The sequence below is a fragment of the Devosia naphthalenivorans genome (assembly GCF_003056355.1).
GTDB classification, from domain to species: domain Bacteria; phylum Pseudomonadota; class Alphaproteobacteria; order Rhizobiales; family Devosiaceae; genus Devosia; species Devosia naphthalenivorans.
This window is the reverse complement of record NZ_PYVW01000001.1, coordinates 185722-208076: the sequence shown is the minus strand read 5'-3', so window position 1 is coordinate 208076 and position 22355 is coordinate 185722. Positions and strand designations below refer to the sequence as shown.

At 59.6% G+C, this 22355-nt stretch carries 24 protein-coding genes; 1 reads left to right on the top strand and 23 read right to left on the bottom strand.

The window, feature by feature from the left end; all coding sequences use genetic code 11:
• Positions 1-3: 3 nt before the first annotated feature.
• The 21 genes from rplF to rpsL all read right to left on the bottom strand — a co-directional run bounded on the left by rplF (position 4) and on the right by rpsL (position 12005).
• Positions 4-537 carry a 50S ribosomal protein L6 gene (gene rplF, locus C8264_RS01110; protein ID WP_108459104.1) on the bottom strand — a complete coding sequence of 178 codons (534 nt, stop codon included), beginning with the start codon at positions 535-537 and terminating at the stop codon, positions 4-6.
• A gap of 52 nt (positions 538-589) precedes the next feature.
• Positions 590-988 (bottom strand): 30S ribosomal protein S8, encoded by a 399-nt coding sequence (rpsH, locus tag C8264_RS01105; RefSeq protein ID WP_108459103.1) that lies wholly within the window; start codon positions 986-988, stop codon positions 590-592.
• Positions 989-1000: 12 nt separating this feature from the next.
• Positions 1001-1306: a 30S ribosomal protein S14 gene (gene rpsN / locus C8264_RS01100; RefSeq protein WP_108459102.1), complete on the bottom strand. Its 306-nt coding sequence runs from the start codon at positions 1304-1306 to the stop codon at positions 1001-1003.
• A 30-nt stretch (positions 1307-1336) separates the two neighbouring features.
• Positions 1337-1894: a 50S ribosomal protein L5 gene (gene rplE / locus C8264_RS01095; RefSeq protein WP_108459101.1), complete on the bottom strand. Its 558-nt coding sequence runs from the start codon at positions 1892-1894 to the stop codon at positions 1337-1339.
• Positions 1887-2198, bottom strand: coding sequence for a 50S ribosomal protein L24 (gene rplX, locus C8264_RS01090; RefSeq protein ID WP_108459100.1), 312 nt, complete (start codon positions 2196-2198; stop codon positions 1887-1889). Before rplX ends, rplE begins: the two co-directional genes overlap by 8 nt.
• The gene (gene rplN / locus C8264_RS01085) at positions 2198-2566 is read right to left on the bottom strand and encodes a 50S ribosomal protein L14 (protein WP_035102635.1); all 369 of its coding nucleotides are present in this window, start codon (positions 2564-2566) and stop codon (positions 2198-2200) included. The genes rplX and rplN overlap by 1 nt, the downstream gene beginning before the upstream one ends.
• The gene (gene rpsQ / locus C8264_RS01080; RefSeq protein ID WP_108459099.1) at positions 2563-2820 is read right to left on the bottom strand and encodes a 30S ribosomal protein S17; all 258 of its coding nucleotides are present in this window, start codon (positions 2818-2820) and stop codon (positions 2563-2565) included. Before rpsQ ends, rplN begins: the two co-directional genes overlap by 4 nt.
• Before the next feature lie 12 nt (positions 2821-2832).
• Entirely contained in the window at positions 2833-3027 is a 195-nt protein-coding gene (rpmC, locus tag C8264_RS01075) for a 50S ribosomal protein L29 (protein WP_108459098.1), read from the bottom strand.
• A gap of 11 nt (positions 3028-3038) precedes the next feature.
• On the bottom strand, positions 3039-3452 hold the full coding sequence (rplP, locus tag C8264_RS01070) for a 50S ribosomal protein L16 (protein WP_108459097.1): 414 nt from the start codon (positions 3450-3452) through the stop codon (positions 3039-3041).
• A gap of 15 nt (positions 3453-3467) precedes the next feature.
• Positions 3468-4205 carry a 30S ribosomal protein S3 gene (rpsC, locus tag C8264_RS01065; protein ID WP_108459096.1) on the bottom strand — a complete coding sequence of 246 codons (738 nt, stop codon included), beginning with the start codon at positions 4203-4205 and terminating at the stop codon, positions 3468-3470.
• Positions 4205-4585, bottom strand: a complete 381-nt coding sequence (gene rplV / locus C8264_RS01060) for a 50S ribosomal protein L22 (RefSeq protein WP_108459095.1) — start codon at positions 4583-4585, stop codon at positions 4205-4207. The genes rpsC and rplV overlap by 1 nt, the downstream gene beginning before the upstream one ends.
• A gap of 1 nt (position 4586) precedes the next feature.
• A complete protein-coding gene (gene rpsS / locus C8264_RS01055; RefSeq protein ID WP_108398526.1) occupies positions 4587-4865 on the bottom strand; it encodes a 30S ribosomal protein S19 in 279 nt (92 codons plus the stop codon).
• 3 nt (positions 4866-4868) lie between these two features.
• Complete coding sequence (gene rplB / locus C8264_RS01050) at positions 4869-5708, bottom strand: 50S ribosomal protein L2 (protein WP_108459094.1); 840 nt, start codon at positions 5706-5708, stop codon at positions 4869-4871.
• 17 nt (positions 5709-5725) lie between these two features.
• Entirely contained in the window at positions 5726-6019 is a 294-nt protein-coding gene (locus C8264_RS01045) for a 50S ribosomal protein L23 (protein ID WP_108459093.1), read from the bottom strand.
• Complete coding sequence (gene rplD / locus C8264_RS01040) at positions 6016-6636, bottom strand: 50S ribosomal protein L4 (RefSeq protein ID WP_108459092.1); 621 nt, start codon at positions 6634-6636, stop codon at positions 6016-6018. Before rplD ends, C8264_RS01045 begins: the two co-directional genes overlap by 4 nt.
• Positions 6637-7338, bottom strand: a complete 702-nt coding sequence (rplC, locus tag C8264_RS01035; RefSeq protein WP_108459091.1) for a 50S ribosomal protein L3 — start codon at positions 7336-7338, stop codon at positions 6637-6639.
• A gap of 85 nt (positions 7339-7423) precedes the next feature.
• Positions 7424-7732 carry a 30S ribosomal protein S10 gene (gene rpsJ / locus C8264_RS01030; RefSeq protein WP_056232628.1) on the bottom strand — a complete coding sequence of 103 codons (309 nt, stop codon included), beginning with the start codon at positions 7730-7732 and terminating at the stop codon, positions 7424-7426.
• Between the two features lie 69 nt (positions 7733-7801).
• Entirely contained in the window at positions 7802-8992 is a 1191-nt protein-coding gene (gene tuf / locus C8264_RS01025) for an elongation factor Tu (RefSeq protein ID WP_108459090.1), read from the bottom strand.
• 55 nt (positions 8993-9047) lie between these two features.
• Positions 9048-11138: an elongation factor G gene (gene fusA / locus C8264_RS01020; RefSeq protein WP_108459089.1), complete on the bottom strand. Its 2091-nt coding sequence runs from the start codon at positions 11136-11138 to the stop codon at positions 9048-9050.
• Positions 11139-11150: 12 nt separating this feature from the next.
• Positions 11151-11621: a 30S ribosomal protein S7 gene (rpsG, locus tag C8264_RS01015; protein ID WP_108459088.1), complete on the bottom strand. Its 471-nt coding sequence runs from the start codon at positions 11619-11621 to the stop codon at positions 11151-11153.
• Between the two features lie 12 nt (positions 11622-11633).
• Positions 11634-12005, bottom strand: a complete 372-nt coding sequence (gene rpsL, locus C8264_RS01010) for a 30S ribosomal protein S12 (RefSeq protein ID WP_035080811.1) — start codon at positions 12003-12005, stop codon at positions 11634-11636.
• Between the two features lie 445 nt (positions 12006-12450).
• Here rpsL and C8264_RS01005 point away from each other — a divergent pair, with 445 nt between their 5' ends.
• Complete coding sequence (locus C8264_RS01005; protein ID WP_108459087.1) at positions 12451-12918, top strand: YbjN domain-containing protein; 468 nt, start codon at positions 12451-12453, stop codon at positions 12916-12918.
• A gap of 878 nt (positions 12919-13796) precedes the next feature.
• On the opposite strand, the gene rpoC is transcribed toward C8264_RS01005, so the two are convergent.
• Both rpoC and rpoB read right to left on the bottom strand, forming a co-directional pair.
• Complete coding sequence (gene rpoC, locus C8264_RS01000) at positions 13797-17981, bottom strand: DNA-directed RNA polymerase subunit beta' (protein ID WP_108459086.1); 4185 nt, start codon at positions 17979-17981, stop codon at positions 13797-13799.
• Between the two features lie 79 nt (positions 17982-18060).
• Positions 18061-22203 (bottom strand): DNA-directed RNA polymerase subunit beta, encoded by a 4143-nt coding sequence (gene rpoB, locus C8264_RS00995; RefSeq protein WP_108459085.1) that lies wholly within the window; start codon positions 22201-22203, stop codon positions 18061-18063.
• Positions 22204-22355: the final 152 nt, after the last annotated feature.

Genomic DNA, 22355 nt, shown 5'->3' with positions numbered 1-22355 from the left:
TCCTTACTTCTTCTTGCCTTCTTTGCGGAAGACGAACTCGCCGGCATAGCGAACGCCCTTGCCCTTGTAGGGCTCCGGCTTGCGCCAGGCACGAATGTCCGCCGCAACCTGGCCAACCTGCTGCTTGTCGATACCGGTGACGACGATTTCCGTCGGCGCCGGGACAGCGAGCGTGATTCCCTGTGGGGCTTGGTAGACGACTTCGTGGCTGAAACCAAGCGACAGCTTGACATCCTTGCCCTGCATTGCAGCGCGATAGCCAACGCCCTGGATGGCGAGCTTCTTTTCGAAGCCAGCCGAAACGCCGGTGACCAGGTTCTGGATCAGTGCACGAGTAGTGCCCCAGGCGGCACGAGCCTCACGCGTGTCATTGGCGGGAGACACGACGACACCGTCGGTGCCGTTCTCCACATTGACAACGTCCATGAGCTTGATGCTCTGTTCGCCCTTCGGGCCCTTTGCGGAAACGGTACGACCATCGATCGTGACCGTCACGCCGCTTACCGGTGCAACCGGTTTCTTGCCAGTACGTGACATTCTAGTTCAATCCTTGAGTAATCGTCTTACCCCGGATCCTAAGGCCTTGGCCTTAGAATACGCGGCAGAGTACCTCGCCACCAACATTGGCAGCCTTGGCTTCGTGGTCGGCCATCACACCCTTGGGGGTGGAGAGGATCGAAACACCCAAGCCATTGGCAACCTGCGGAATGTTCTTAACAGAGGCGTAAACCCGACGGCCCGGACGCGAAACGCGCTCGATCGTGCGGATGACTGCTTCGTTTTCCGAATACTTCAACTCGATTTCGTACTCGGAAGCGCCGTTCTCGAACTTGGTCTCCGAATAGCCGCGGATAAAACCCTCGGACTGGAGCACGTCCAGCACACGACCGCGAAGGGTCGACGCTGGTGTCGAAACGGAATTCTTGCGACGCATCTGGGCGTTGCGGATGCGGGTCAGCATATCGCCGATTGGATCGGAAAAGCTCATCTTGGTTTCTCCTTACCAGCTCGACTTCACGAGACCTGGGATCTGCCCCAGATTGCCCAGCTGACGCAGAGCGATACGGCTCAGCTTCAGCTTGCGATAGTAGCCACGGGGACGACCCGAGACTTCGCAACGGTTGCGCACGCGGACCTTGGCGGAATTGCGCGGCAGTTCGGCAAGCTTGAGCTGAGCTGCAAAACGCTGATCGGCCGGGATCGACTGATCCTTGGTCTGTGCCTTGAGAGCGGCGCGCTTGCCAGCATACTGCTTGGCGAGCGCTGCGCGCTTGTTGTTCTTTTCGATGGAGCTGGTCTTTGCCATATCCTGATCCTTTTTCCCTTCCCTGTCCGCTTACGTGCGGAAGGGGAAGTTGAATGCCTTGAGCAGCGCCCGTGCTTCATCATCGGTCTTGGCCGTCGTGGCAACCACGATGTCCATGCCCCAAACTTGATCGATCTGATCATAGTTGATTTCTGGGAAGATGATGTGTTCCTTGATGCCCATGGCATAGTTGCCACGGCCGTCAAACGAGTTGGGGTTCAACCCGCGGAAGTCACGAACGCGCGGCAGTGCGATGTTCACGAGACGGTCAAGAAACTCGTACATACGAGTCTTGCGCAGCGTGACCTTCACACCAAGCGGCATCTCTTCACGAACCTTGAAGCCGGCGATCGACTTGCGAGCATAGGTGATGACCGGCTTCTGGCCAGCGATCTTTTCCATCTCGGCTGCAGCGGTCTTGACCTTCTTGGTGTCGTTGACGGCTTCGCCAACGCCCATGTTCAGCACGATCTTGTCAAGGCGCGGAAGCTCCATGACGTTCTTGTAGCCGAACTGCTCGGTCAGAGCCTTGCGGATGTTCTCGTCGTATTCGGTCCGGAGACGCGGAATGTAAGCGGTCTCAGCCATCGATCGAATCTCCGGTCGATTTTGCGACGCGGGTCTTCACGCCGTCCTTGATCTGGAAACCGACGCGGGTGGGCTTGCCATCCTTGTCGGCGATCGCGAGGTTGGACAGATGGATCGGCGCTTCCTTGGTGAAGATGCCGGCATCAGTCGACGCGGTCTGCTTGGTATGGCGACGAACCAGGTTGATGCCCTGGACCAGCGCCTTGGTTTCGGTCGGGATGACGGACAGGACCTGGCCGGTTTTGCCTTTGTCCTTGCCAGTCAGGACGACAACCTTGTCGCCCTTCTTGATCTTGGCAGCCATTACAGCACCTCTGGTGCGAGCGAGATGATCTTCATGTGGTTCTTGGCGCGAAGCTCGCGCGGAACTGGTCCGAAGATACGGGTGCCGATCGGCTCTTTCTGATTGTTGATCAGAACCGCGGCATTCTTGTCAAAACGGATCACCGTGCCATCAGGACGGCGGATGTCGAACGCGGTGCGAACGACCACGGCCTTCATGACCTGGCCCTTCTTGACGCGACCACGTGGAATGGCATCCTTCACCGACACGACGATGATGTCACCGACCGAAGCATACTTGCGGTGCGAACCGCCAAGTACCTTGATGCACATGACGCGACGTGCACCGGAATTGTCGGCGACATCGAGATTGGACTGCATCTGGATCATGACGTGATGCCTTCTTGCTGAGCCGCACCCTGAACCAGCGTCCAGCGCTTGTTCTTGGAAATCGGCGCACATTCCTCGATCCAGACGATCTGGCCGATCTTGGCCACATTTGCTTCGTCGTGAGCGTGGTACTTCTTGGTACGGCGAACGGTCTTCTTCATCACTGGGTGAGTGAAGCGGCGCTCTACGCGCACCACGACCGTCTTCTCATTGGCGTCGGAGACCACAGTCCCCTGCAAAACGCGCTTTGGCATGGTCGCGGCTCCTTACTTCGCTGCGTTCTTTTCGGCCAGGATCGTCTTGATCCGCGCGATATCGCGGCGGACCTTCTTGACCTCGGTCGGCTTTTCGAGCTGCTGGGTAGCACGCTGGAAACGCAGATTGAACTGTTCTTTTTTCAGGCCGACGAGCTGATCCTTCAGTTCGTCTGCGGTCTTGCTCCGCACATCACTGGCTTTCATGGCTCTCGTCCTTAGTCGGCAATGCGGGTAACAACCCGCGTCATGATCGGGAGCTTCATCGCGCCGAGACGCAGAGCTTCCTTTGCAACGTCCTCGGGGACGCCGTCGATCTCGAATACGATACGACCGGGCTTCACGCGGGCGGCCCAGAATTCAACAGAACCCTTGCCCTTACCCATACGAACTTCGGTCGGCTTCTTGGAAACCGGCACGTCCGGGAAAATCCGGATCCATACACGGCCCTGGCGCTTCATTTCGCGGGTGATCGCACGGCGGGCCGCTTCGATCTGGCGAGCAGTGACGCGCTCGGGTTCGGTCGCCTTCAAGGCATACTGGCCGAAAGCCAGCTCGGTGCCGCCCTTGGCAACGCCATGGATACGGCCCTTGTGAGCCTTGCGGAACTTGGTCTTTTTAGGTTGCAGCATAATGAACTAACCTTCTTATGCGCGTTCGCGGTCACGATCGCCACGCTCGCGGCGCGGTTCACGTTCACTACGCTGACCACCATCGGCACCTTCGGTGGCGCGGCGTTCATGTGCGGTGGGATCATGCTCGAGGACTTCGCCCTTGAAGATCCAGACCTTGATCCCGATGATGCCATACGTGGTCTCGGCTTCGGCAGTGCCGTAGTCGATATCAGCACGCAGCGTGTGCAGCGGAACGCGACCTTCGCGGTACCATTCGGTACGAGCGATGTCGGCACCACCCAGACGGCCACCAACGTTCACGCGGATGCCACCGGCGCCCATGCGGATCGCGGTCTGCACGGCGCGCTTCATGGCACGGCGGAATGCCACACGGCGTTCCAGCTGCTGGGCAATGCCCTGGGCAACCAGCGTCGCATCGGTTTCCGGCTTGCGCACTTCAACGATGTTGATGTGCACTTCGCTGTCGGTGAACTTCTTCACCTTGGCGCGGATCTTGTCGATGTCAGCGCCCTTCTTGCCGATCACGATGCCCGGACGGGCAGTGTGGATCGACACGCGGCACTTGCGGTGCGGGCGCTCGATGACGATCTTGGAAACTGCGGCGGCCTTGAGGTCCTCCAGCAGCATCGTGCGGATCTTCAGGTCTTCCTGCAGCAGCGAGCCGTATTCACCCTTGTTGGCGAACCAGCGGCTGTCCCACGTGCGGTTGATGCCGAGACGGAAGCCGATTGGATTGATCTTCTGGCCCATTATGCGGCCTCCTCAACTTGCCGGACGACGATCGTCAGATGCGCGAAGGGTTTCTGGATCTGCGAGGAGCGACCACGGCCACGAGCCATGAAGCGCTTCATCACCAGCGAATTACCAACAAAGGCTTCGGCAACGACGAGAGCGTCGGTATCGAGACCATGGTTGTTCTCGGCGTTCGCGATGGCGCTTTCCAGCACCTTCTTGACCTGGCCGGAGATGCGCTTGTGGCTGAACTCGAGATCGGCCAGGGCCTTCTCTACCTTCTTGCCACGGATCAACTGCGCGACGAGGTTCAGCTTCTGAGGGCTGATGCGCAGCATGCGCAGAACAGCCTTAGCCTCGTTGTCCTTGAGAGCGCGCTCAGTTTTTGGCTTGCCCATCTTACTTCCTCTTGGCCTTCTTGTCGGCCGCATGACCGTAATAGGTACGGGTCGGTGCGAATTCGCCGAACTTGTGACCGATCATGTCTTCGGTGACGCTGACCGGAATGTGCTTGTGGCCATTGTGCACGCCGAACGTGATACCCACGAACTGCGGCAGGATGGTCGAGCGGCGGCTCCAGATCTTGACCACGTCGTTGCGGCCAGACGAGAGGGCCTTTTCGGCCTTCTTGAGCATGTAGCCGTCGACAAACGGCCCCTTCCAGATTGAACGGGTCATGGCTTACCTGCCCTTCTTCACGTGACGGCTGCGAACGATGAACTTGTCCGTTGCCTTGTTGGTACGGGTCTTCTTGCCCTTGGTCGGCTTACCCCATGGCGTAACCGGATGACGGCCACCAGAGGTACGGCCTTCACCACCACCATGCGGGTGGTCGATCGGGTTCATGGTCACGCCGCGGTTGACGGGCTTGCGGCCCAGCCAACGTGCACGACCGGCCTTGCCGAGCGAGGTGTTGGAGTGATCCTGGTTAGACACGGCGCCAACCGTTGCAAGGCAGGTGCCATGCACGCGGCGCTGCTCGCCCGACTTCAGGCGAAGGATCGCCCAACCCTGGTCACGACCGACATACTGGGCATAAGCACCAGCCGAACGGGCAACCTGGCCGCCCTTGCGGGGCTTCAGCTCGATATTGTGCACGATCGTACCGACCGGCATGTTCTCGAGCGGCATCGCGTTGCCCGGCTTCACGTCGACAGCGTTCATCGACGAGATGACCTTGTCGCCAGCCGAAAGACGCTGCGGAGCCACGATATAGGCCAGCTCGCCGTCTTCGTACTTGATCAGAGCGATCCAGGCCGTTCGGTTAGGATCATATTCGAGACGCTCGACCGTACCAACCGCATCGAACTTGACGCGCTTGAAGTCGATCAGGCGATAGGTGCGCTTGTGACCGCCACCACGATGGAACGTGGTGATGCGACCGCGATTGTTGCGACCACCGGATTTGCTGAGGCCTTCGGTCAGGGTCTTGACCGGCTTGCCCTTCCACAGTTCCGAACGATCAGTCGTCACCAGGTGGCGGTGACCTTCGGAGGTGGGATTATAGTGCCTAAGAGCCATTTTTTGTCTCTATCCCCTTACAGGCCGGTCGAAATGTCGATCGACTGGCCGTCGACGAGGGTCACGATCGCCTTTTTGACGTCGTTACGCGTACCGATGCGACCGCGGAAGCGCTTCACCTTGCCCTTGCGGACCAGCGTGTTCACTGCCTTGACCTTGACCGAGAACAGCTGCTCGACAGCAGCCTTGATATCGGTCTTGTTGGCATCGATCGCCACGTCGAAAACGACCTGGTTATTTTCCGAAGCCAGCGTCGACTTTTCAGTCACCACCGGGTTGCGGACGATGTCATAAGCGCTGAGCTTGTTCATGCGAACCTCGCTTCCAGCGCTTCGAGCGCTGCCTTGGTCAGGACGAGCTTGTCACGCTTGAGGATCGAAACAACGTTGATCCCCTGCACAGGCAGCACGTCGATATGCGGGATGTTGCGGGCGGACAGAGCGAAGTTCTGATCCACTGCTGCACCATCGATGATCAGCGCATTGGTCCACTCGAGCTTGCCGAAGGTGGCCAGCAGACCTGCTGTCTTGGCTTCCTTCTGTGCAACGCTATCGACAACGATCAGCGAGCCGGACTTGGCCTTGGACGACAGGGCATGCTTCAGCGCCAGGGCGCGGACCTTCTTGGGAAGATCGATGGCATGGCTGCGCGGCGTCGGACCGAATGCACGGCCACCACCACGGAACTGCGGAGCCTTGCGATCGCCATGGCGAGCGCCGCCCGAGCCCTTCTGCTTCACGAACTTCTTGCCCGTGCGCGAGCCTTCCGAACGATGCTTCACATCGTGCGTGCCAGCCATTGCCTTGAGCTGCTGATAACGAACCATGCGGTGCAGGATGTCCTGGCGGACTTCCAGACCGAAGACGTCGTCGGCGAGCTGGATGCTACCAGCGGCCTTGCCGTCGAGGGTTGTGACCTTGAGTTCCATTTAGTTACCTTCCCCCGCGACTTCAGCGGCGGCCTTGAACGAGCCTGGGAAGGCAGCGCCCTGCGGAGCCGGCTTCTTGACCGCGTCCTTGATCATGATCCAGGCGCCCTTGGAGCCGGGAACCGAACCTTGGATCATGATCAAACCACGTTCCACATCGGTCTTGACGACCTTGAGGTTCTGCGTAGTGATGCGACGATCGCCCATGTGGCCCGGCATCTTCTTGTTCTTGAAGGTCTTACCTGGGTCCTGACGACCACCGGTAGAACCGATCGAGCGGTGCGAAACCGACACGCCGTGCGTTGCACGCAGGCCGCCGAAGTTCCAGCGCTTCATACCGCCGGCAAAGCCCTTGCCGATCGAAGTGCCGGTGACGTCCACCAGCTGGCCTTCGACGAAATGGTCCGCCTGCAGCGTTGCGCCGACCTCGATGAGGTTGGCTTCGTCAACGCGGAATTCGGCGACGTGGCGCTTGGGCTCTACCTTGGCAACGGCGAACTGGCCGCGCTCTGCCTTGGTCGTGTTCTTGACCTTGGCCTGGCCTGCGCCAAGCTGCAGGGCGACATAGCCGTCCTTGTCTGCGGTCCGCTGGCCTACCACCTGGCAGTTCTGCAGTTCCAGCACCGTTACGGGGACGTGCGAGCCGTCCTCGGTAAAGATGCGGGTCATGCCCAGCTTCTGTGCGATCAATCCAGAACGCATCGGTTGTTACCTTCTCTTTTGGCGCCGTACCGGGTCATGGTTTCAGAGGACCCTTTTTGCGGTAGGCGCGGAAACTTCAGTATTCTTAGAGCTTGATTTCGACGTCGACGCCGGCGGCTAGATCGAGCTTCATCAGTGCATCAACCGTCTGAGGGGTCGGGTCCACGATGTCCAGAAGACGCTTGTGGGTCCGGATCTCGAACTGCTCGCGCGACTTCTTGTCGATGTGCGGGGAGCGGTTGACGGTAAATTTGTCGATTCGCGTCGGCAGCGGGATCGGCCCGCGAACCTGCGCGCCCGTACGCTTGGCCGTCGACACGATCTCGCGCGTCGAAGCGTCGAGAACGCGGTGGTCAAACGCCTTGAGGCGGATGCGAATATTCTGACCGTTCATCTTGTAAATCCTGACGAAAATGGATCGCGGCGCGCGTTTATCCGCGCGCCGCGAATATCTTTAGGGGGCTTACTTCAGGATCTTCGCGACGACGCCGGCGCCGACAGTGCGGCCACCTTCACGGATAGCGAAGCGGAGCTTCTCTTCCATGGCGATCGGAACGATGAGCTGAACGTTCATGTTGATGTTGTCGCCCGGCATAACCATTTCCGTGCCTTCCGGCAGGGTCACGATGCCCGTCACGTCCGTGGTACGGAAGTAGAACTGGGGACGGTAGTTGCCGAAGAACGGAGTGTGACGACCGCCTTCCTCCTTGGTGAGGATATAAGCCTCAGCAACGAAGTCGGTGTGCGGGGTCACGGAACCGGGCTTGCAGAGCACCTGGCCGCGCTCGACCTGAGTGCGGTCGATACCACGGATCAGTGCGCCAACGTTGTCGCCAGCCTGGCCCGAATCGAGCAGCTTGCGGAACATTTCAACGCCGGTGACGGTGGTCTTCTGCGTCGGCTTGATACCGACGATTTCGACTTCTTCACCAACCTTTACGATACCGCGTTCAACACGGCCGGTAACCACGGTGCCGCGGCCCGAGATCGAGAACACGTCTTCGATCGGGAGCAGGAACGGCTGGTCAACCGGACGTTCTGGCTGCGGGATGTACTCGTCGACATTGCGCATCAGCTCGAGCACGGCATCATGGCCGAGCGTCTTGTCGCTGTCTTCGAGAGCGGCCAGAGCCGAGCCCTTGATGATCGGAATGTCGTCGCCCGGGAATTCGTAGGACGACAGCAGTTCGCGAACTTCGAGTTCAACGAGCTCAAGCAGTTCCGGATCGTCGACCATGTCGCACTTGTTCAGGAACACCACCAGCGCAGGAACGCCAACCTGACGGGCGAGCAGGATGTGCTCGCGGGTCTGGGGCATCGGGCCGTCGGCAGCCGACACGACCAGGATCGCGCCGTCCATCTGGGCAGCACCGGTGATCATGTTCTTCACATAGTCGGCGTGGCCGGGGCAGTCGACGTGAGCGTAGTGACGGTTGGCCGTCTCGTACTCGACGTGCGAGGTGTTGATCGTGATCCCGCGTGCCTTTTCTTCAGGCGCGCTGTCGATGGCAGCGTAGTCCTTGAAGGTGGCGCCACCGGTTTCAGCCAGCACCTTGGTGATCGCTGCAGTCAGCGAGGTCTTACCATGGTCGACGTGACCGATGGTGCCGATGTTGCAGTGAGGCTTATTGCGGGAAAACTTTTCCTTGCCCATCGCTTCTCTCCGTATTCGTTAGCCCTGCGGCCAACCTTGAGTTTCAGTTTCTTGTTTAGGCGTATTTGGCCTGGACTTCGTCGGCGACTGCCTGCGGTACCTGCTCGTAATGATCGAACGTCATCGAGTACTGCGCACGACCCTGGCTCATGGAGCGCAGCGAGTTCACATACCCGAACATGTTCGCAAGCGGAACGTAGGCATTCACGACCTGGAGGACACCACGACCCTCGGTGCCGTGGATCTGACCACGGCGGGAGTTCAGGTCACCGATGACATCGCCCATGTAGTCTTCCGGCGTGACAACTTCAACCTTCATGATCGGCTCGAGGATTTTCGGCGACGCCTTGCGCAGTGCTTCGTTGAAGCCTGCACGACCGGCGATTTCGAAAGCCAGCACCGAGGAGTCCACGTCGTGGTAAGCGCCTTCGGTCAGTGTCACCTTCACGTCCACGATCGGGAACCCGATCAACGGACCTGCAGACATGACGGACTTCACGCCCTTTTCGACACCCGGGATGTATTCCTTGGGCACCGAACCGCCGACGACGGCGTTGATGAACTCAAGACCCTTGCCCACTTCGCCTGGCTCGACACTGAGCTTGACGCGAGCGAACTGGCCCGAACCACCCGACTGCTTCTTGTGGGTATAGTCCACATTGGCAGGCTTGGTGATGGTCTCGCGGTAAGCCACCTGCGGCTGACCGATATTGGCCTCGACCTTGAACTCACGACGCATACGGTCCACGAGAATGTCGAGGTGAAGCTCGCCCATGCCCGAAATGATGGTCTGGCCGGATTCTTCGTCGGTCTTGACGCGGAAGGACGGATCTTCAGCTGCCAGGCGGTTGAGCGCGAGGCCCATCTTTTCCTGGTCGGCCTTGGACTTTGGTTCAACCGAGATGTCGATAACCGGCTCTGGGAAGATCATGCGCTCAAGGATGACCTGTGCGTTCTGGGCACAAAGCGTGTCACCAGTGGTCGTGTCCTTGAGGCCAACGATAGCGACAATGTCACCAGCGAAGGCTTCGGTGATCTGCTCACGGCTGTTGGAGTGCATCTGGAACATGCGGCCAACGCGTTCGCGCTTTTCCTTGACCGTGTTTTCCAGCATCGCGCCCTGCTCGACGTGGCCCGAATAGATGCGGCAGAAGGTCAGCGTACCCATGTGCGGGTCGTTGGCGATCTTGAACGCCAGCATCGAGAGCGGCTCGTTGTCATCGGCGTGACGCTCGATCGGCTCTTCCGTACGAGCGTCGATGCCCTGGATGGCCGGAACGTCGGACGGAGACGGCAGGAAGTCGATAACGCCGTCCAGCAGAGGCTGCACGCCCTTGTTCTTGAACGAGGAACCAGCAAACACCGGGAAGAACTTCGCATCGATTGTGCCGCGACGAAGCAGGCGACGGATGGTGTCGTTGTTCGGCACTTCACCGTTCAGATAGGCTTCCATCGCGTCGTCGTCGAGTTCGACAGCGGCTTCGACCATGGCTTCGCGGTACTTGACGGCCGATTCCTTGAGGTCTTCAGGAATCTCGACGATGTCCCACTGCGCGCCTAGCTCTTCGTTACGCCAGACCAGTGCATTCATCTCGATCAGGTCGACGACGCCCTTGAACTCGGTTTCGGAACCGATCGGCAGCTGGACGGGAACGGCCTTGGCGCCGAGGCGCGAGCCGATCATTTCGACGCAGCGATAGAAATCGGCGCCGATCTTGTCCATCTTGTTCACGAAGATGAGACGCGGAACGTGATACTTGTCGGCCTGGCGCCAGACGGTTTCCGTCTGCGGCTCAACACCGGCATTGGCATCGAGCAGGGTCACGGCACCGTCGAGCACACGCAGCGAACGCTCGACTTCAATGGTGAAGTCCACGTGGCCGGGCGTGTCGATGATGTTGAAGCGATGCTGGACGCCATTACGGTCCTTCCAGAACGTGGTCGTGGCAGCCGAGGTGATCGTGATGCCGCGTTCCTGCTCCTGCTCCATCCAGTCCATGGTAGCGGCGCCGTCATGGACTTCGCCGATCTTGTGGGACTTGCCGGTGTAGAACAGAATGCGTTCGGTCGTGGTCGTCTTGCCAGCATCGATGTGAGCCATGATGCCGAAGTTACGATACAGCGGGATGGGATATTCGCGTGCCATAGGGCGCTCCTACTACCAGCGGTAGTGCGAGAAGGCACGGTTGGCGTCAGCCATACGGTGCGTATCTTCGCGTTTCTTGACGGCCTGGCCACGGCCATTGAGGGCATCCATCAGCTCACCCGAAAGACGCTCGCGCATGGTGTTCTCACCACGCTTGCGGGCGGATTCGATAAGCCAGCGAATGGCCAGGGCCTGCTGACGATCGGCACGGACTTCGACCGGAACCTGGTAGGTAGCACCACCAACGCGGCGCGACCGGACCTCGACAGCCGGACGGATGTTGTCGAGCGCGGTGTGGAACACCTCGACGGGGTTCTGCTTGACCTTGGCTTCGACGATGTCGAATGCACCATAGACAATGCTCTCGGCGGACGACTTCTTGCCGTCCTTCATGAGCGAGTTCATGAACTTGGTCAGGACGAGATCGCCATACTTGGCGTCTGGAATAACGTCGCGTTTTTCAGCGCGGTGACGACGGGACATATCTCGATCTCCTTACTTCGGACGCTTCGCGCCGTACTTCGAACGGCGTTGCTTGCGGTCCTTGACGCTCTGCGTGTCGAGAACGCCGCGGAGCACGTGGTAACGAACGCCCGGAAGGTCGCGAACGCGGCCGCCACGGATCAGGACCACGGAGTGCTCCTGCAGGTTGTGACCCTCACCCGGAATATACGAAATCACTTCGCGCTGATTGGTCAGGCGAACCTTGGCGACCTTGCGCAGAGCCGAGTTCGGCTTCTTTGGGGTCGTCGTATAAACGCGGGAGCAAACGCCGCGCTTTTGCGGGTTAGCTTCCATGGCCGGAACCTTGTTCCGCTTTGGCTTGCTGGCGCGTGGTTTGCGGATCAGCTGATTAATGGTGGGCATTGCGCTCTTTCCATCGTCCAAAATTCATTGCGGTCTAGCAAAAGCAAACCAAAACGGCGCTCGCTGGACCTCAACCGAGGAGCGGCGGCGCCTTAATTGCAGCGGACCACCCGCGTAAACAGGCAGTCATGCGCACAAGGATTTGCGTCTTCTAGTTACCCGACAGTGTGTTTGAGTGTCCTGGATGCCCGCACAAGATGGCAGGTACCCGGTGTGACAATCACGACCGACCGCTTAGGTACGCGCTGTTTAGAGCCGACTCGCCCGCGCGTCAAGGATTCTTTCGCGCAAAAACCGCGCAGCTTCTATGCCGGCGGCGCATCGGCACTCACCTCATCATCTTGGTGCTAACACTTGGTTAGCATTTCCCCGCTTCCGCGTTGCTCCCGATGCACACCCTTGTTAGATCTGGCATCAGGCCGTTTCAACAGGCAAGGAGCCCGACATGAAAACCACATCATTCGTCGCCGGTGGGATCTTGGCACTCGCGATGAGCGTGTCGGCTCAAGCCCAGACCACGATCACCGGCGCCGATACTGACGAAATCTTGAACATTGCCAGAGGCCATGGCGCCGCCACCCTGGCAACCCAGAGCAATGGCGACCCACAGATCAGTGGCAAGATCAACGGCATCAGCTACCAAGTCTATTTCCGCAATTGCACCGATAACGCCGACTGCGAGGACATCAACTTCTATCTGGGCTTCCTGGATCTCAAGCCGACGCTTGAGGTCATCAATGACTGGAACCTCAACAAGCGCTTCAGCCGTGCCTATCTGGACCAGGACAAGGACGCTTGCATCGAAATGGATATTGATCTGGTCAATGGCGTCTCCGCCGAATACCTCGACGCTCAGTTTGAGCTCTGGAACATGGTTCTGACCCAGTTCGCCGAACACGTCGGATATAACTAGGCGAGCAGGTGCCCTGCCCTTTCTGCTGACTCCCGAGCATATTGGCTGCCCACTCCTACCGCAACCGCCGCTGGGGCTCCGCCACCGGGTCACCCTTCGCCCCTCACAATAGAACGCGCGGGCCCCACCGATCGTCACCCTCGGGCTCGACCCGAGGGTCCTATACTCGCTGGCGCCAATCCGAAGTGCAGACCCCTCGGGGCAAGCCCGAGGTGACCATCCAGAGTGTGGGGCGCTAACTCGCCACCGCAACCGTGCGAGGCAGCACCTCCCCAGGCCCATATCAGGGTATGGCACCACCTCACCCACCCACCATGCTTCCCTCGGGCTTGACCCGAGGGCCACTCTCCCCACGGCACAAGCGGTGAGAGACCCTCGGGTCAGGCCCGAGGGAACCCTGTGGGTGTGGGGATAAATGGCGCGATGACGCAAACTTATCCCCCTTATCCCCCCACCCACGGCGCCATGTCATCATCCTCCCATTCCCGCACACGCTGCGCGGTCGCGACGAACGGTCGGTGCGGGAATGCCGGGTGAGGTGGGGGTCGCTCCATCTCCTGTGGCACAAGGATGATCTGGCACCGATTAAAGCCCCCGGTGTGACTTTCGGCACGGGCGACTAGCCGCAGACGGTCCTTACTCCATAGAGCCCCCGGAAACATGGGGCGAGGTGGGTTCCACCTCTACCAATTTGCCGGACGACCGGCACCGGGACGAACCTCGCCCCATGTCGCAGCCTTCTGCGACAAACACCGACCCATCACCCGCAGGGCTTCACTCCCGGGCGGTGCTTTGGCACGCGACAACCAACAAAGCATACCCGCAAAAAAGAAAGGGAGCCTTGCGGCCCCCTTCCCTCACTTCGATACTGAACGGTCTTACTCGGCGGCAGGCGCCGGGATCTGAACCGTGTTGGCCTGGCGGCGACGCTCTTCAAGAATGAGATCGTCGCGCTTGGTGGCGATCAGCTTGGCCGAGGAGATGCCTGCACCGGTACCGGCTGGGATCAGGCGGCCGACGATGACGTTCTCCTTGAGGCCTTCGAGCAAGTCTGCCTTGCCGGAAACCGCTGCTTCCGTGAGGACGCGCGTGGTTTCCTGGAACGATGCAGCAGAGATGAACGAACGGGTCTGCAGCGACGCCTTGGTGATGCCGAGCAGCACCGGGTTGGCCGTTGCAGGCTTCTTGCCTTCAGCAACCAGAGCGTCGTTGAGCTCGTCGAAGTCCAGCTTGTCGAGTTGCTCGTCCTTGAGCAGGCCGGATTCACCTGGGTCCACGATCTCGACCTTCTGCAGCATCTGGCGAACGATCACCTCGATGTGCTTGTCGTTGATCAGCACGCCCTGCAGACGATAGACCTCCTGGATTTCATTGACGAGGTAACGAGCAAGCTCTTCCACGCCCTTGATGGCCAGGATGTCGTGCGGTGCCGGGTTGCCGTCGAGAATGTATTCACCCTTTTCAATGGCATCGCCTTCCTGGAGGTGGAACGGCTTGCCCTTGGGGATCAGATACTCGACTGGCTCGCCACCATCCTCATGCGGCTCGATGATCACGCGGCGCTTGTTCTTGTAGTCGCGGCCAAAGCGGATGGTGCCATCGATCTCGGCGATGATGGCGTGATCCTTGGGACGACGCGCTTCGAACAATTCCGCCACGCGCGGCAGACCGCCCGTGATGTCCTTGGTCTTGGCCGATTCCAGCGGAATACGGGCCAGCACGTCACCCGGCGAGACCTTCTCGCCTGGCTCGACTGCAATAACAGCATCCACCGAGAGCAGGTAACGGGCGTCGCCACCACGTTCCACCTTCTGCACGGCACCGCCACGAGCGATAGCCAGGGCCGGCTTCAGGCCCTCGCCACGCTGGTTGGTGCGCCAGTCGATGACAACGCGCTTGGTGAAGCCGGTCGCCTCATCGGTGTTCTCAGCAACGGAAGCACCATCGACCAGATCTTCGAACACGACCTCGCCCTCGACTTCGGCCAGAACCGGACGAGTGTAGGGGTCCCATTCAGCCAGACGCTGGCCGCGGCGAACAGAATCGCCTTCCTTGACCAGGAGCTTGGAGCCATACGTCACCTTGTGAGTGGCGCGTTCCTTGCCCTCGGCATCGAGGATTGCGAGCGAGACGTTACGGGCCATGACGACCAGCTTGCCGCCTTCAACCTGAACCACGTTCGGATTGCGGATGGCGATCTTGCCTTCTGCACCCGATTCCAGGAACGAGCTGTCGACCACCTGAGCCGTGCCACCGATGTGGAACGTGCGCATGGTGAGCTGGGTGCCGGGTTCACCGATCGACTGTGCGGCGATAACGCCGACAGCTTCACCCATGTTCACGGGCGTGCCGCGAGCAAGGTCACGGCCATAGCAGGCCGCGCAGGTACCCTGGCGCATGTCGCAGGTCAGCGGGGAACGGATACGGATCGACTGGATCCGGGCTTCCTCGATGATGTCGACATGCTTTTCTTCCAGCATGGTGCCCTTGGGCGCGATCAGATCGCCGGACAACGGATGGAAGATGTCATCGGCAGCCGTACGGCCCAGAACGCGCTGGCCGATGGAGGCCACGATCTGGCCGGCATCGACGATTGGCTCCATGGTGAGGCCGCGATCGGTGCCGCAGTCGTTGGACACGATGATCGCGTCCTGCGCCACGTCAACCAGACGGCGGGTGAGGTAACCCGAGTTCGCGGTCTTCAGCGCCGTATCCGCGAGACCCTTGCGGGCACCGTGGGTGGAGTTGAAGTACTCAAGAACGTTGAGGCCTTCCTTGAAGTTAGCCGTGATCGGCGTCTCGATGATCGAGCCGTCCGGACGAGCCATCAGGCCGCGCATGCCGGCAAGCTGCTTCATCTGGGCCGGCGAACCACGGGCACCCGAGTGAGACATCATGTAGACCGAGTTGATCGGCTTCTGACGGCCGGTCTCCTCGTCGATCTGCACCTTGCGGATCGCGTCCATCATCTCTTCGGCGACCTTGTCACCGCACTTGGCCCAGGCGTCGACCACCTTGTTGTACTTTTCGCCCTGAGTGATCAGGCCGTCATTGTACTGCTGCTCGAACTCTTCGACCTGCTTACGCGCGGCTTCCACGATCGTGTACTTGGACGTAGGGATAACCATGTCGTCCTTGCCGAACGAGATGCCGGCGTCACAAGCGTTCTTGAAGCCGAGCTGCATGACGCGGTCACAGAAGATCACGGTCTCCTTCTGACCGCAGCCACGGTAGACCGTGTCGATCATCTTGGAGATCATCTTCTTGGTCATCAGCTGGTTGGCCGTCGAGAACGGCACGGCCGGGTTCTTGGGCAGGATCTGCCCAATCAGCATACGGCCAGGCGTGGTCTCCACGATCTCGGTCGTCTCGTTGCCGTTTTCGTCCCAAGCAGGCACGCGGCCTTTGATCTTGGTGTGAAGGGTAACGACCTTGTTGTCGAGCGCATGCTCGAGCTCGGCATAGGACGAGAACGCCATGCCCTGCCCTGGCTCACCCTCGTTCATCAGCGACAGGTAATAAAGACCCAGCACGATGTCCTGCGACGGCACGATGATCGGCTGGCCGTTTGCAGGATGGAGGATGTTGTTGGTCGACATCATCAAGACGCGCGCTTCCAGCTGCGCTTCAAGCGACAGCGGAACGTGCACGGCCATCTGGTCACCGTCGAAGTCGGCGTTGAAGGCCGAGCAGACGAGCGGATGCAGACGGATTGCCTTGCCTTCGATCAGGATAGGCTCAAACGCCTGGATGCCAAGACGGTGCAGCGTCGGAGCGCGGTTCAGCAGAACCGGATGCTCGCGGATCACTTCGTCCAGGATATCCCAAACCTCGGGCTTTTCCTTCTCGACCAGCTTCTTGGCCTGCTTGACGGTCGAAGAGAAACCCTTCGCTTCAAGACGGCTGTAGATGAACGGCTTGAACAGCTCGAGCGCCATCTTCTTGGGAAGACCGCACTGGTGCAGCTTGAGGTTGGGACCCACGGTGATAACCGAACGGCCCGAATAGTCGACGCGCTTGCCGAGCAGGTTCTGGCGGAACCGGCCCTGCTTGCCCTTTAGCATGTCGGACAGCGACTTCAGCGGACGCTTGTTGGCACCGGTGATGGTGCGGCCACGGCGGCCATTGTCGAACAGCGCGTCCACAGCTTCCTGCAGCATGCGCTTTTCGTTGCGGACGATGATGTCAGGCGCCCGCAGTTCAATCAGCCGCTTCAGACGGTTGTTGCGGTTTATCACGCGACGGTAAAGGTCGTTCAGATCGGACGTGGCGAAGCGGCCGCCGTCCAGCGGAACGAGCGGGCGGAGTTCGGGCGGAATGACCGGAATGACGGTCATGATCATCCATTCGGGCTTGTTACCCGAGACGATGAACTGCTCGACGATCTTCAACCGCTTTGCGAGCTTCTTGGGCTTAAGTTCCGTTGTGGACTCAGCAATTTCAACGCGCAGATCGGCCGCGATCTTCTCCAGATCGAGCGCGAGCAGGATGTCGCGGATGGCTTCGGCGCCGATCTTGGCGGTGAAGCTGTCGGCGCCGTATTCATCCTGGGCGTCCAGGTACTGCTCTTCGCTCAGCAGTTCATGCTGGGTGAACGGAGTGAGACCAGCGTCAAGAACGACGTAGTTCTCGAAATACAGGATGCGCTCGATGTCCTTCAGAGTCATGTCGAGCAGCAATGCGATGCGGCTCGGCAAAGACTTCAGGAACCAGATGTGAGCAACTGGAGCGGCGAGTTCAATGTGGCCCATGCGCTCGCGGCGAACGCGAGACAAGGTGACTTCCACACCGCATTTTTCGCAGATGACGCCCTTGAACTTCATGCGCTTGTACTTACCGCACAAGCATTCGTAGTCCTTCACAGGGCCAAAGATACGCGCGCAGAACAGACCATCGCGTTCAGGCTTGAACGTACGATAGTTGATGGTCTCTGGCTTCTTGATCTCGCCATAGGACCAGCTGAGGATCTTCTCGGGGCTCGCGATCGAGATCTTCATCTGATCGAAAGTCTGAACCGGGACAGCCGGGTTGAACGGGTCCATGACGTGGGAATGATGATTCATCAGTTCTCTCCTCTATCCAAGCATGCTGCGGTTTTGCCACGAGCATGCTTGGAAGTTGATTGGGTTTGGAAGTGCCGGATTATTCCGCCGCTTCCTGAGGAGGGGCGAGCTCCGCTTCGGCCTGGCCCGAACCGTCATCAAGGTCACGCATGTCGAGTTCGACATTGAGACCGAGCGAACGGATTTCCTTGACCAGGACGTTGAAGCTCTCGGGGATGCCCGGCTCGAACGTATCGTCGCCGCGCACAATGGATTCGTAGACCTTGGTACGACCGGCAACGTCGTCCGACTTGATGGTGAGCATTTCCTGGAGCGTATAAGCCGCGCCATAGGCTTCCAGAGCCCAAACTTCCATCTCGCCGAAGCGCTGACCGCCGAACTGGGCCTTGCCGCCCAGTGGCTGCTGAGTAACCAGGGAGTAAGGACCGATCGAACGGGCGTGGATCTTGTTGTCCACAAGGTGGTCGAGCTTGAGCATATAGATATACCCAACCGTCACCTGCCGGTCGAACTGCTCGCCGGAACGCCCGTCATAGACAGTGGACTGACCAGAGGCCTTGAGCCCTGCCCGTTCCAGCATTGTGACGATATCAGCTTCCTTGGCGCCGTCGAACACCGGGGTCGCGATCGAGACACCCTTGGAGAGGTGCTCGCCGAGACGCACGAGGCCGTCGTCGTCGAGGTCGGTGATGGATTCATCACCGGCAAACAGGTCCTGCACTTCCAGACGCAGCGGCGTCAGGTCACCATTGCGATGATACGCACGGACCATGTCGTCGATCTTCTTGCCCATGCCGGCGCAAGCCCAGCCCAGGTGAGTTTCGAGGATCTGGCCCACGTTCATGCGCGAAGGCACGCCCAACGGGTTCAGCACGATGTCAACCGACGTGCCGTCTTCAAGGTACGGCATGTCTTCCACGGGAACGATGCGGGAAACCACACCCTTGTTACCATGGCGGCCGGCCATCTTGTCGCCCGGCTGGATCTTGCGCTTGGTTGCGATGAAGACCTTGACCATCTTCATCACGCCCGGCGGAAGTTCGTCACCGCGCTGCAGCTTGTCGACCTTGTCGATGAAGCGCTGTTCGAGCAGACGGCGGCTCTCTTCATACTGAGCATGAAGAGCTTCCATCTCGGTCATGACCTTGTCGTCATCGACCGCAAACTGCCACCACTTCGAACGGGGCTGTGCCTCGAACATCTGATCGTTGAGCTTGGTGCCCACGACATAGCCCTTAGGGCCAGCCGTAGCCGCCTTGCCGAACAGCATTTCCTTGAGACGCGCATAGACGTTACGGTCGAGGATCGACTGTTCGTCGTCACGGTCCTTGGCGAGACGCTCGATTTCCTCGCGCTCGATGGCCATGGCGCGCTCGTCCTTGTCGATGCCGTGGCGGTTGAACACGCGCACTTCAACAACAGTACCAGCGTCGCCCGGCGGCACGCGCAGGGAGGTGTCACGAACGTCGGATGCCTTCTCGCCGAAGATGGCGCGGAGGAGCTTTTCTTCCGGCGTCATCGGCGATTCACCCTTGGGGGTGATCTTGCCGACCAAGATGTCGCCCGGCGCAACTTCAGCACCGATATGGACGATACCGGCTTCGTCGAGGTTCTTCAGCGCTTCTTCCGATACGTTCGGAATGTCGCGGGTGATTTCCTCGGGACCAAGCTTGGTGTCACGGGCCATGACTTCATATTCCTCGATATGGATCGAGGTGAAGACGTCGTTCATGGCAATCTTTTCAGACAGCAGGATCGAATCTTCGAAGTTGTAGCCATTCCACGGCATGAACGCGACGAGCACGTTGCGGCCAAGCGCCAGATCGCCCAACTCGGTCGACGGACCATCGGCGATGATGTCGCCCTGGTTGACGTGATCGCCGACGACCACGAGTGGCCGCTGGTTGATGCAGGTCGACTGGTTCGAACGCTGGAACTTCATCAAATTGTAGATGTCGACGCCCGACACCGATGCATCGGTTTCTTCGGTCGCACGGATAACGATACGAGTCGCATCCACCTGGTCGACGATACCTTTGCGCTTGGCAACGATGGCGGCGCCCGAGTCACGAGCCACGACAGCTTCCATGCCGGTGCCGACGAACGGCGCATGGGCGCGCAGCAGCGGCACAGCCTGACGCTGCATGTTCGAGCCCATCAGAGCACGGTTGGCGTCGTCGTTCTCAAGGAACGGGATCAGCGAGGCGGCAACCGACACCATCTGCTTGGGGGAAACGTCCATAAGGTCGACGTTTTCCTTGGGCGTCAGACCGTTGTCGCCGGCATGGCGAGCCACCACCAGATCGTCCTGCAGCGTGCCGTCCTTGTTGAACTGCACGTTGGCTTGGGCAACGTAGTGCTTGGCCTCTTCCATGGCGGAGAGGTAGACGACTTCGTTGGTCAACACGCCGTCGACGATCTTGCGGTACGGTGTCTCGATGAAGCCGTACTTGTTGACGCGGGCGAAGGTCGAGAGCGAATTGATCAGACCGATGTTCGGGCCTTCCGGCGTCTCGATCGGGCAGATACGACCGTAGTGGGTCGGGTGCACGTCTCGAACTTCGAAACCAGCACGTTCACGGGTGAGACCACCAGGCCCAAGCGCCGAAAGACGACGCTTGTGGGTGATTTCCGACAGCGGATTGGTCTGGTCCATGAACTGCGAGAGCTGCGAGGAACCGAAGAACTCACGCACAGCGGCAGCAGCCGGCTTGGCGTTGATCAGGTCCTGCGGCATCACGGTGTCGATTTCGACCGAGCTCATACGCTCCTTGATGGCGCGCTCCATGCGGAGCAGGCCGAGGCGGTAGGAGTTCTCCATCAATTCGCCAACGGAGCGAACACGACGGTTGCCGAGGTTGTCGATGTCATCGATTTCGCCACGGCCATCGCGCAGGTCGACCAGGGTGCGGACGACTTCCACGATGTCTTCCTTGCGCAGGGTGCGCATGGTGTCCGGAGCGTCGAGCTCAAGGCGCATGTTCATCTTGACGCGGCCCACAGCGGACAGGTCATAGCGCTCGCTGTCAAAGAACAGCGACTGGAACATGGCTTCGGCAGTGTCGACGGTCGGCGGCTCGCCAGGACGCATCACGCGGTAGATATCGAACAGCGCGTCTTCACGCGTCTCGTTCTTGTCCACGGCCAGCGTGTTGCGGATATAGCCACCGATCGAGATGTGATCGATGTCGAGGATCGGCAATTCGTCGAAACCCAGTTCCATCAAGTTGGTCAGGGTCTTTTCGTCGAGTTCGTCACCAGCCTCCATGTAGACCTCGCCGGTCTTCATGTTGATCAGGTCTTCGGCGACATACATGCCATAGAGGTCTTCGTTGACCGCCAGCAGATGTGTCAGGCCGTTTTCGGCCAGCTTCTTAGCCTGGCGGGCCGAGAGCTTCTTGCCGGCCTCATGGACCACGTCGCCGGTCTTGGCGTCGATCAGGTCCACCGATGGCTTGGCATTCTTCATCTTCTCCGCATCGTATGGCTTCTGCCAGCCGGTCGCGGTCTTTTCGAAGGTGAGCTTGTTGTAGTAGGTCGACAGGATTTCTTCGGTATCCATGCCGAGCGCCTTGAGCAGCGAGGTCACCGGGATCTTGCGGCGACGATCGATACGGGCGAACACAACGTCCTTGGCGTCGAACTCGATATCGAGCCAGGAACCACGGTACGGGATGATACGTCCGGCAAACAGCAGCTTGCCGGACGAGTGCGTCTTGCCCTTGTCGTGGTCAAAGAACACGCCAGGGGACCGGTGCATCTGCGAGACGATGACGCGCTCGGTACCGTTGACGATGAACGTGCCGTTCGACGTCATGAAGGGCATGTCGCCCATGTAGACGTCCTGCTCCTTGATGTCCTTGACCGAGCGGGCGCCGGTTTCCTCGTCCACTTCGAACACGATCAGGCGGAGCGTCACCTTGAGCGGGGCAGCGAACGTGATGTCGCGCGCACGGCACTCGTCGATGTCATACTTCGGCTGCTCGAATTCGTACTTCACAAATTCAAGAGATGCCGTGTTGGAAAAGTCGGTGATCGGGAAAACCGAACGGAAGACGGATTGAAGCCCTTCATCGGGACGGCCACCCTTGGGCTCGTCGACGAGGAGGAACTGATCATAGGAGGCCTTCTGGACCTCGATCAGATTGGGCATCTCCGTGACTTCGCGAATGGAACCGAAGGACTTGCGTACCTTGCGGCGGCCGTTGAACGTGGTAGCCATGAAAGCTCCTGTTTCTTTGCGATTTGTCTCGGAGGCAGATATCCAAAAATCCGACTATCAGCCGTCGGGTCTCGGGATATGTGCCTTTCATTGTTCTAGTCAGTCAGGCTGGCGATGCCTCTGGCGCCGTCCTAGCCAAGGACAGTGTCGAC

Coding starts and splice junctions, on each gene's coding strand:
- rpsN (WP_108459102.1), bottom strand. CDS start 1,306: ATGGCAAAGACCAGCTCCATCGAAAAGAACAACAAGCGCGCAGCGCTC.
- rplF (WP_108459104.1), bottom strand. CDS start 537: ATGTCACGTACTGGCAAGAAACCGGTTGCACCGGTAAGCGGCGTGACG.
- rpsQ (WP_108459099.1), bottom strand. CDS start 2,820: ATGCCAAAGCGCGTTTTGCAGGGGACTGTGGTCTCCGACGCCAATGAG.
- rplD (WP_108459092.1), bottom strand. CDS start 6,636: ATGGAACTCAAGGTCACAACCCTCGACGGCAAGGCCGCTGGTAGCATC.
- rplC (WP_108459091.1), bottom strand. CDS start 7,338: ATGCGTTCTGGATTGATCGCACAGAAGCTGGGCATGACCCGCATCTTT.
- rpoB (WP_108459085.1), bottom strand. CDS start 22,203: ATGGCTACCACGTTCAACGGCCGCCGCAAGGTACGCAAGTCCTTCGGT.
- rpsL (WP_035080811.1), bottom strand. CDS start 12,005: ATGCCCACCATTAATCAGCTGATCCGCAAACCACGCGCCAGCAAGCCA.
- rpmC (WP_108459098.1), bottom strand. CDS start 3,027: ATGAAAGCCAGTGATGTGCGGAGCAAGACCGCAGACGAACTGAAGGAT.
- rpsS (WP_108398526.1), bottom strand. CDS start 4,865: ATGACCCGTTCAATCTGGAAGGGGCCGTTTGTCGACGGCTACATGCTC.
- tuf (WP_108459090.1), bottom strand. CDS start 8,992: ATGGGCAAGGAAAAGTTTTCCCGCAATAAGCCTCACTGCAACATCGGC.
- rpsG (WP_108459088.1), bottom strand. CDS start 11,621: ATGTCCCGTCGTCACCGCGCTGAAAAACGCGACGTTATTCCAGACGCC.
- rpoC (WP_108459086.1), bottom strand. CDS start 17,981: ATGAATCATCATTCCCACGTCATGGACCCGTTCAACCCGGCTGTCCCG.
- C8264_RS01045 (WP_108459093.1), bottom strand. CDS start 6,019: ATGAACAAGCTCAGCGCTTATGACATCGTCCGCAACCCGGTGGTGACT.
- rpsH (WP_108459103.1), bottom strand. CDS start 988: ATGAGCTTTTCCGATCCAATCGGCGATATGCTGACCCGCATCCGCAAC.
- fusA (WP_108459089.1), bottom strand. CDS start 11,138: ATGGCACGCGAATATCCCATCCCGCTGTATCGTAACTTCGGCATCATG.
- rplV (WP_108459095.1), bottom strand. CDS start 4,585: ATGGGCAAGCCAAAAACTGAGCGCGCTCTCAAGGACAACGAGGCTAAG.
- rplB (WP_108459094.1), bottom strand. CDS start 5,708: ATGGCTCTTAGGCACTATAATCCCACCTCCGAAGGTCACCGCCACCTG.
- rplX (WP_108459100.1), bottom strand. CDS start 2,198: ATGGCTGCCAAGATCAAGAAGGGCGACAAGGTTGTCGTCCTGACTGGC.
- rplN (WP_035102635.1), bottom strand. CDS start 2,566: ATGATCCAGATGCAGTCCAATCTCGATGTCGCCGACAATTCCGGTGCA.
- C8264_RS01005 (WP_108459087.1), top strand. CDS start 12,451: ATGAAAACCACATCATTCGTCGCCGGTGGGATCTTGGCACTCGCGATG.
- rpsC (WP_108459096.1), bottom strand. CDS start 4,205: ATGGGCCAGAAGATCAATCCAATCGGCTTCCGTCTCGGCATCAACCGC.
- rpsJ (WP_056232628.1), bottom strand. CDS start 7,732: ATGAACGGTCAGAATATTCGCATCCGCCTCAAGGCGTTTGACCACCGC.
- rplP (WP_108459097.1), bottom strand. CDS start 3,452: ATGCTGCAACCTAAAAAGACCAAGTTCCGCAAGGCTCACAAGGGCCGT.
- rplE (WP_108459101.1), bottom strand. CDS start 1,894: ATGGCTGAGACCGCTTACATTCCGCGTCTCCGGACCGAATACGACGAG.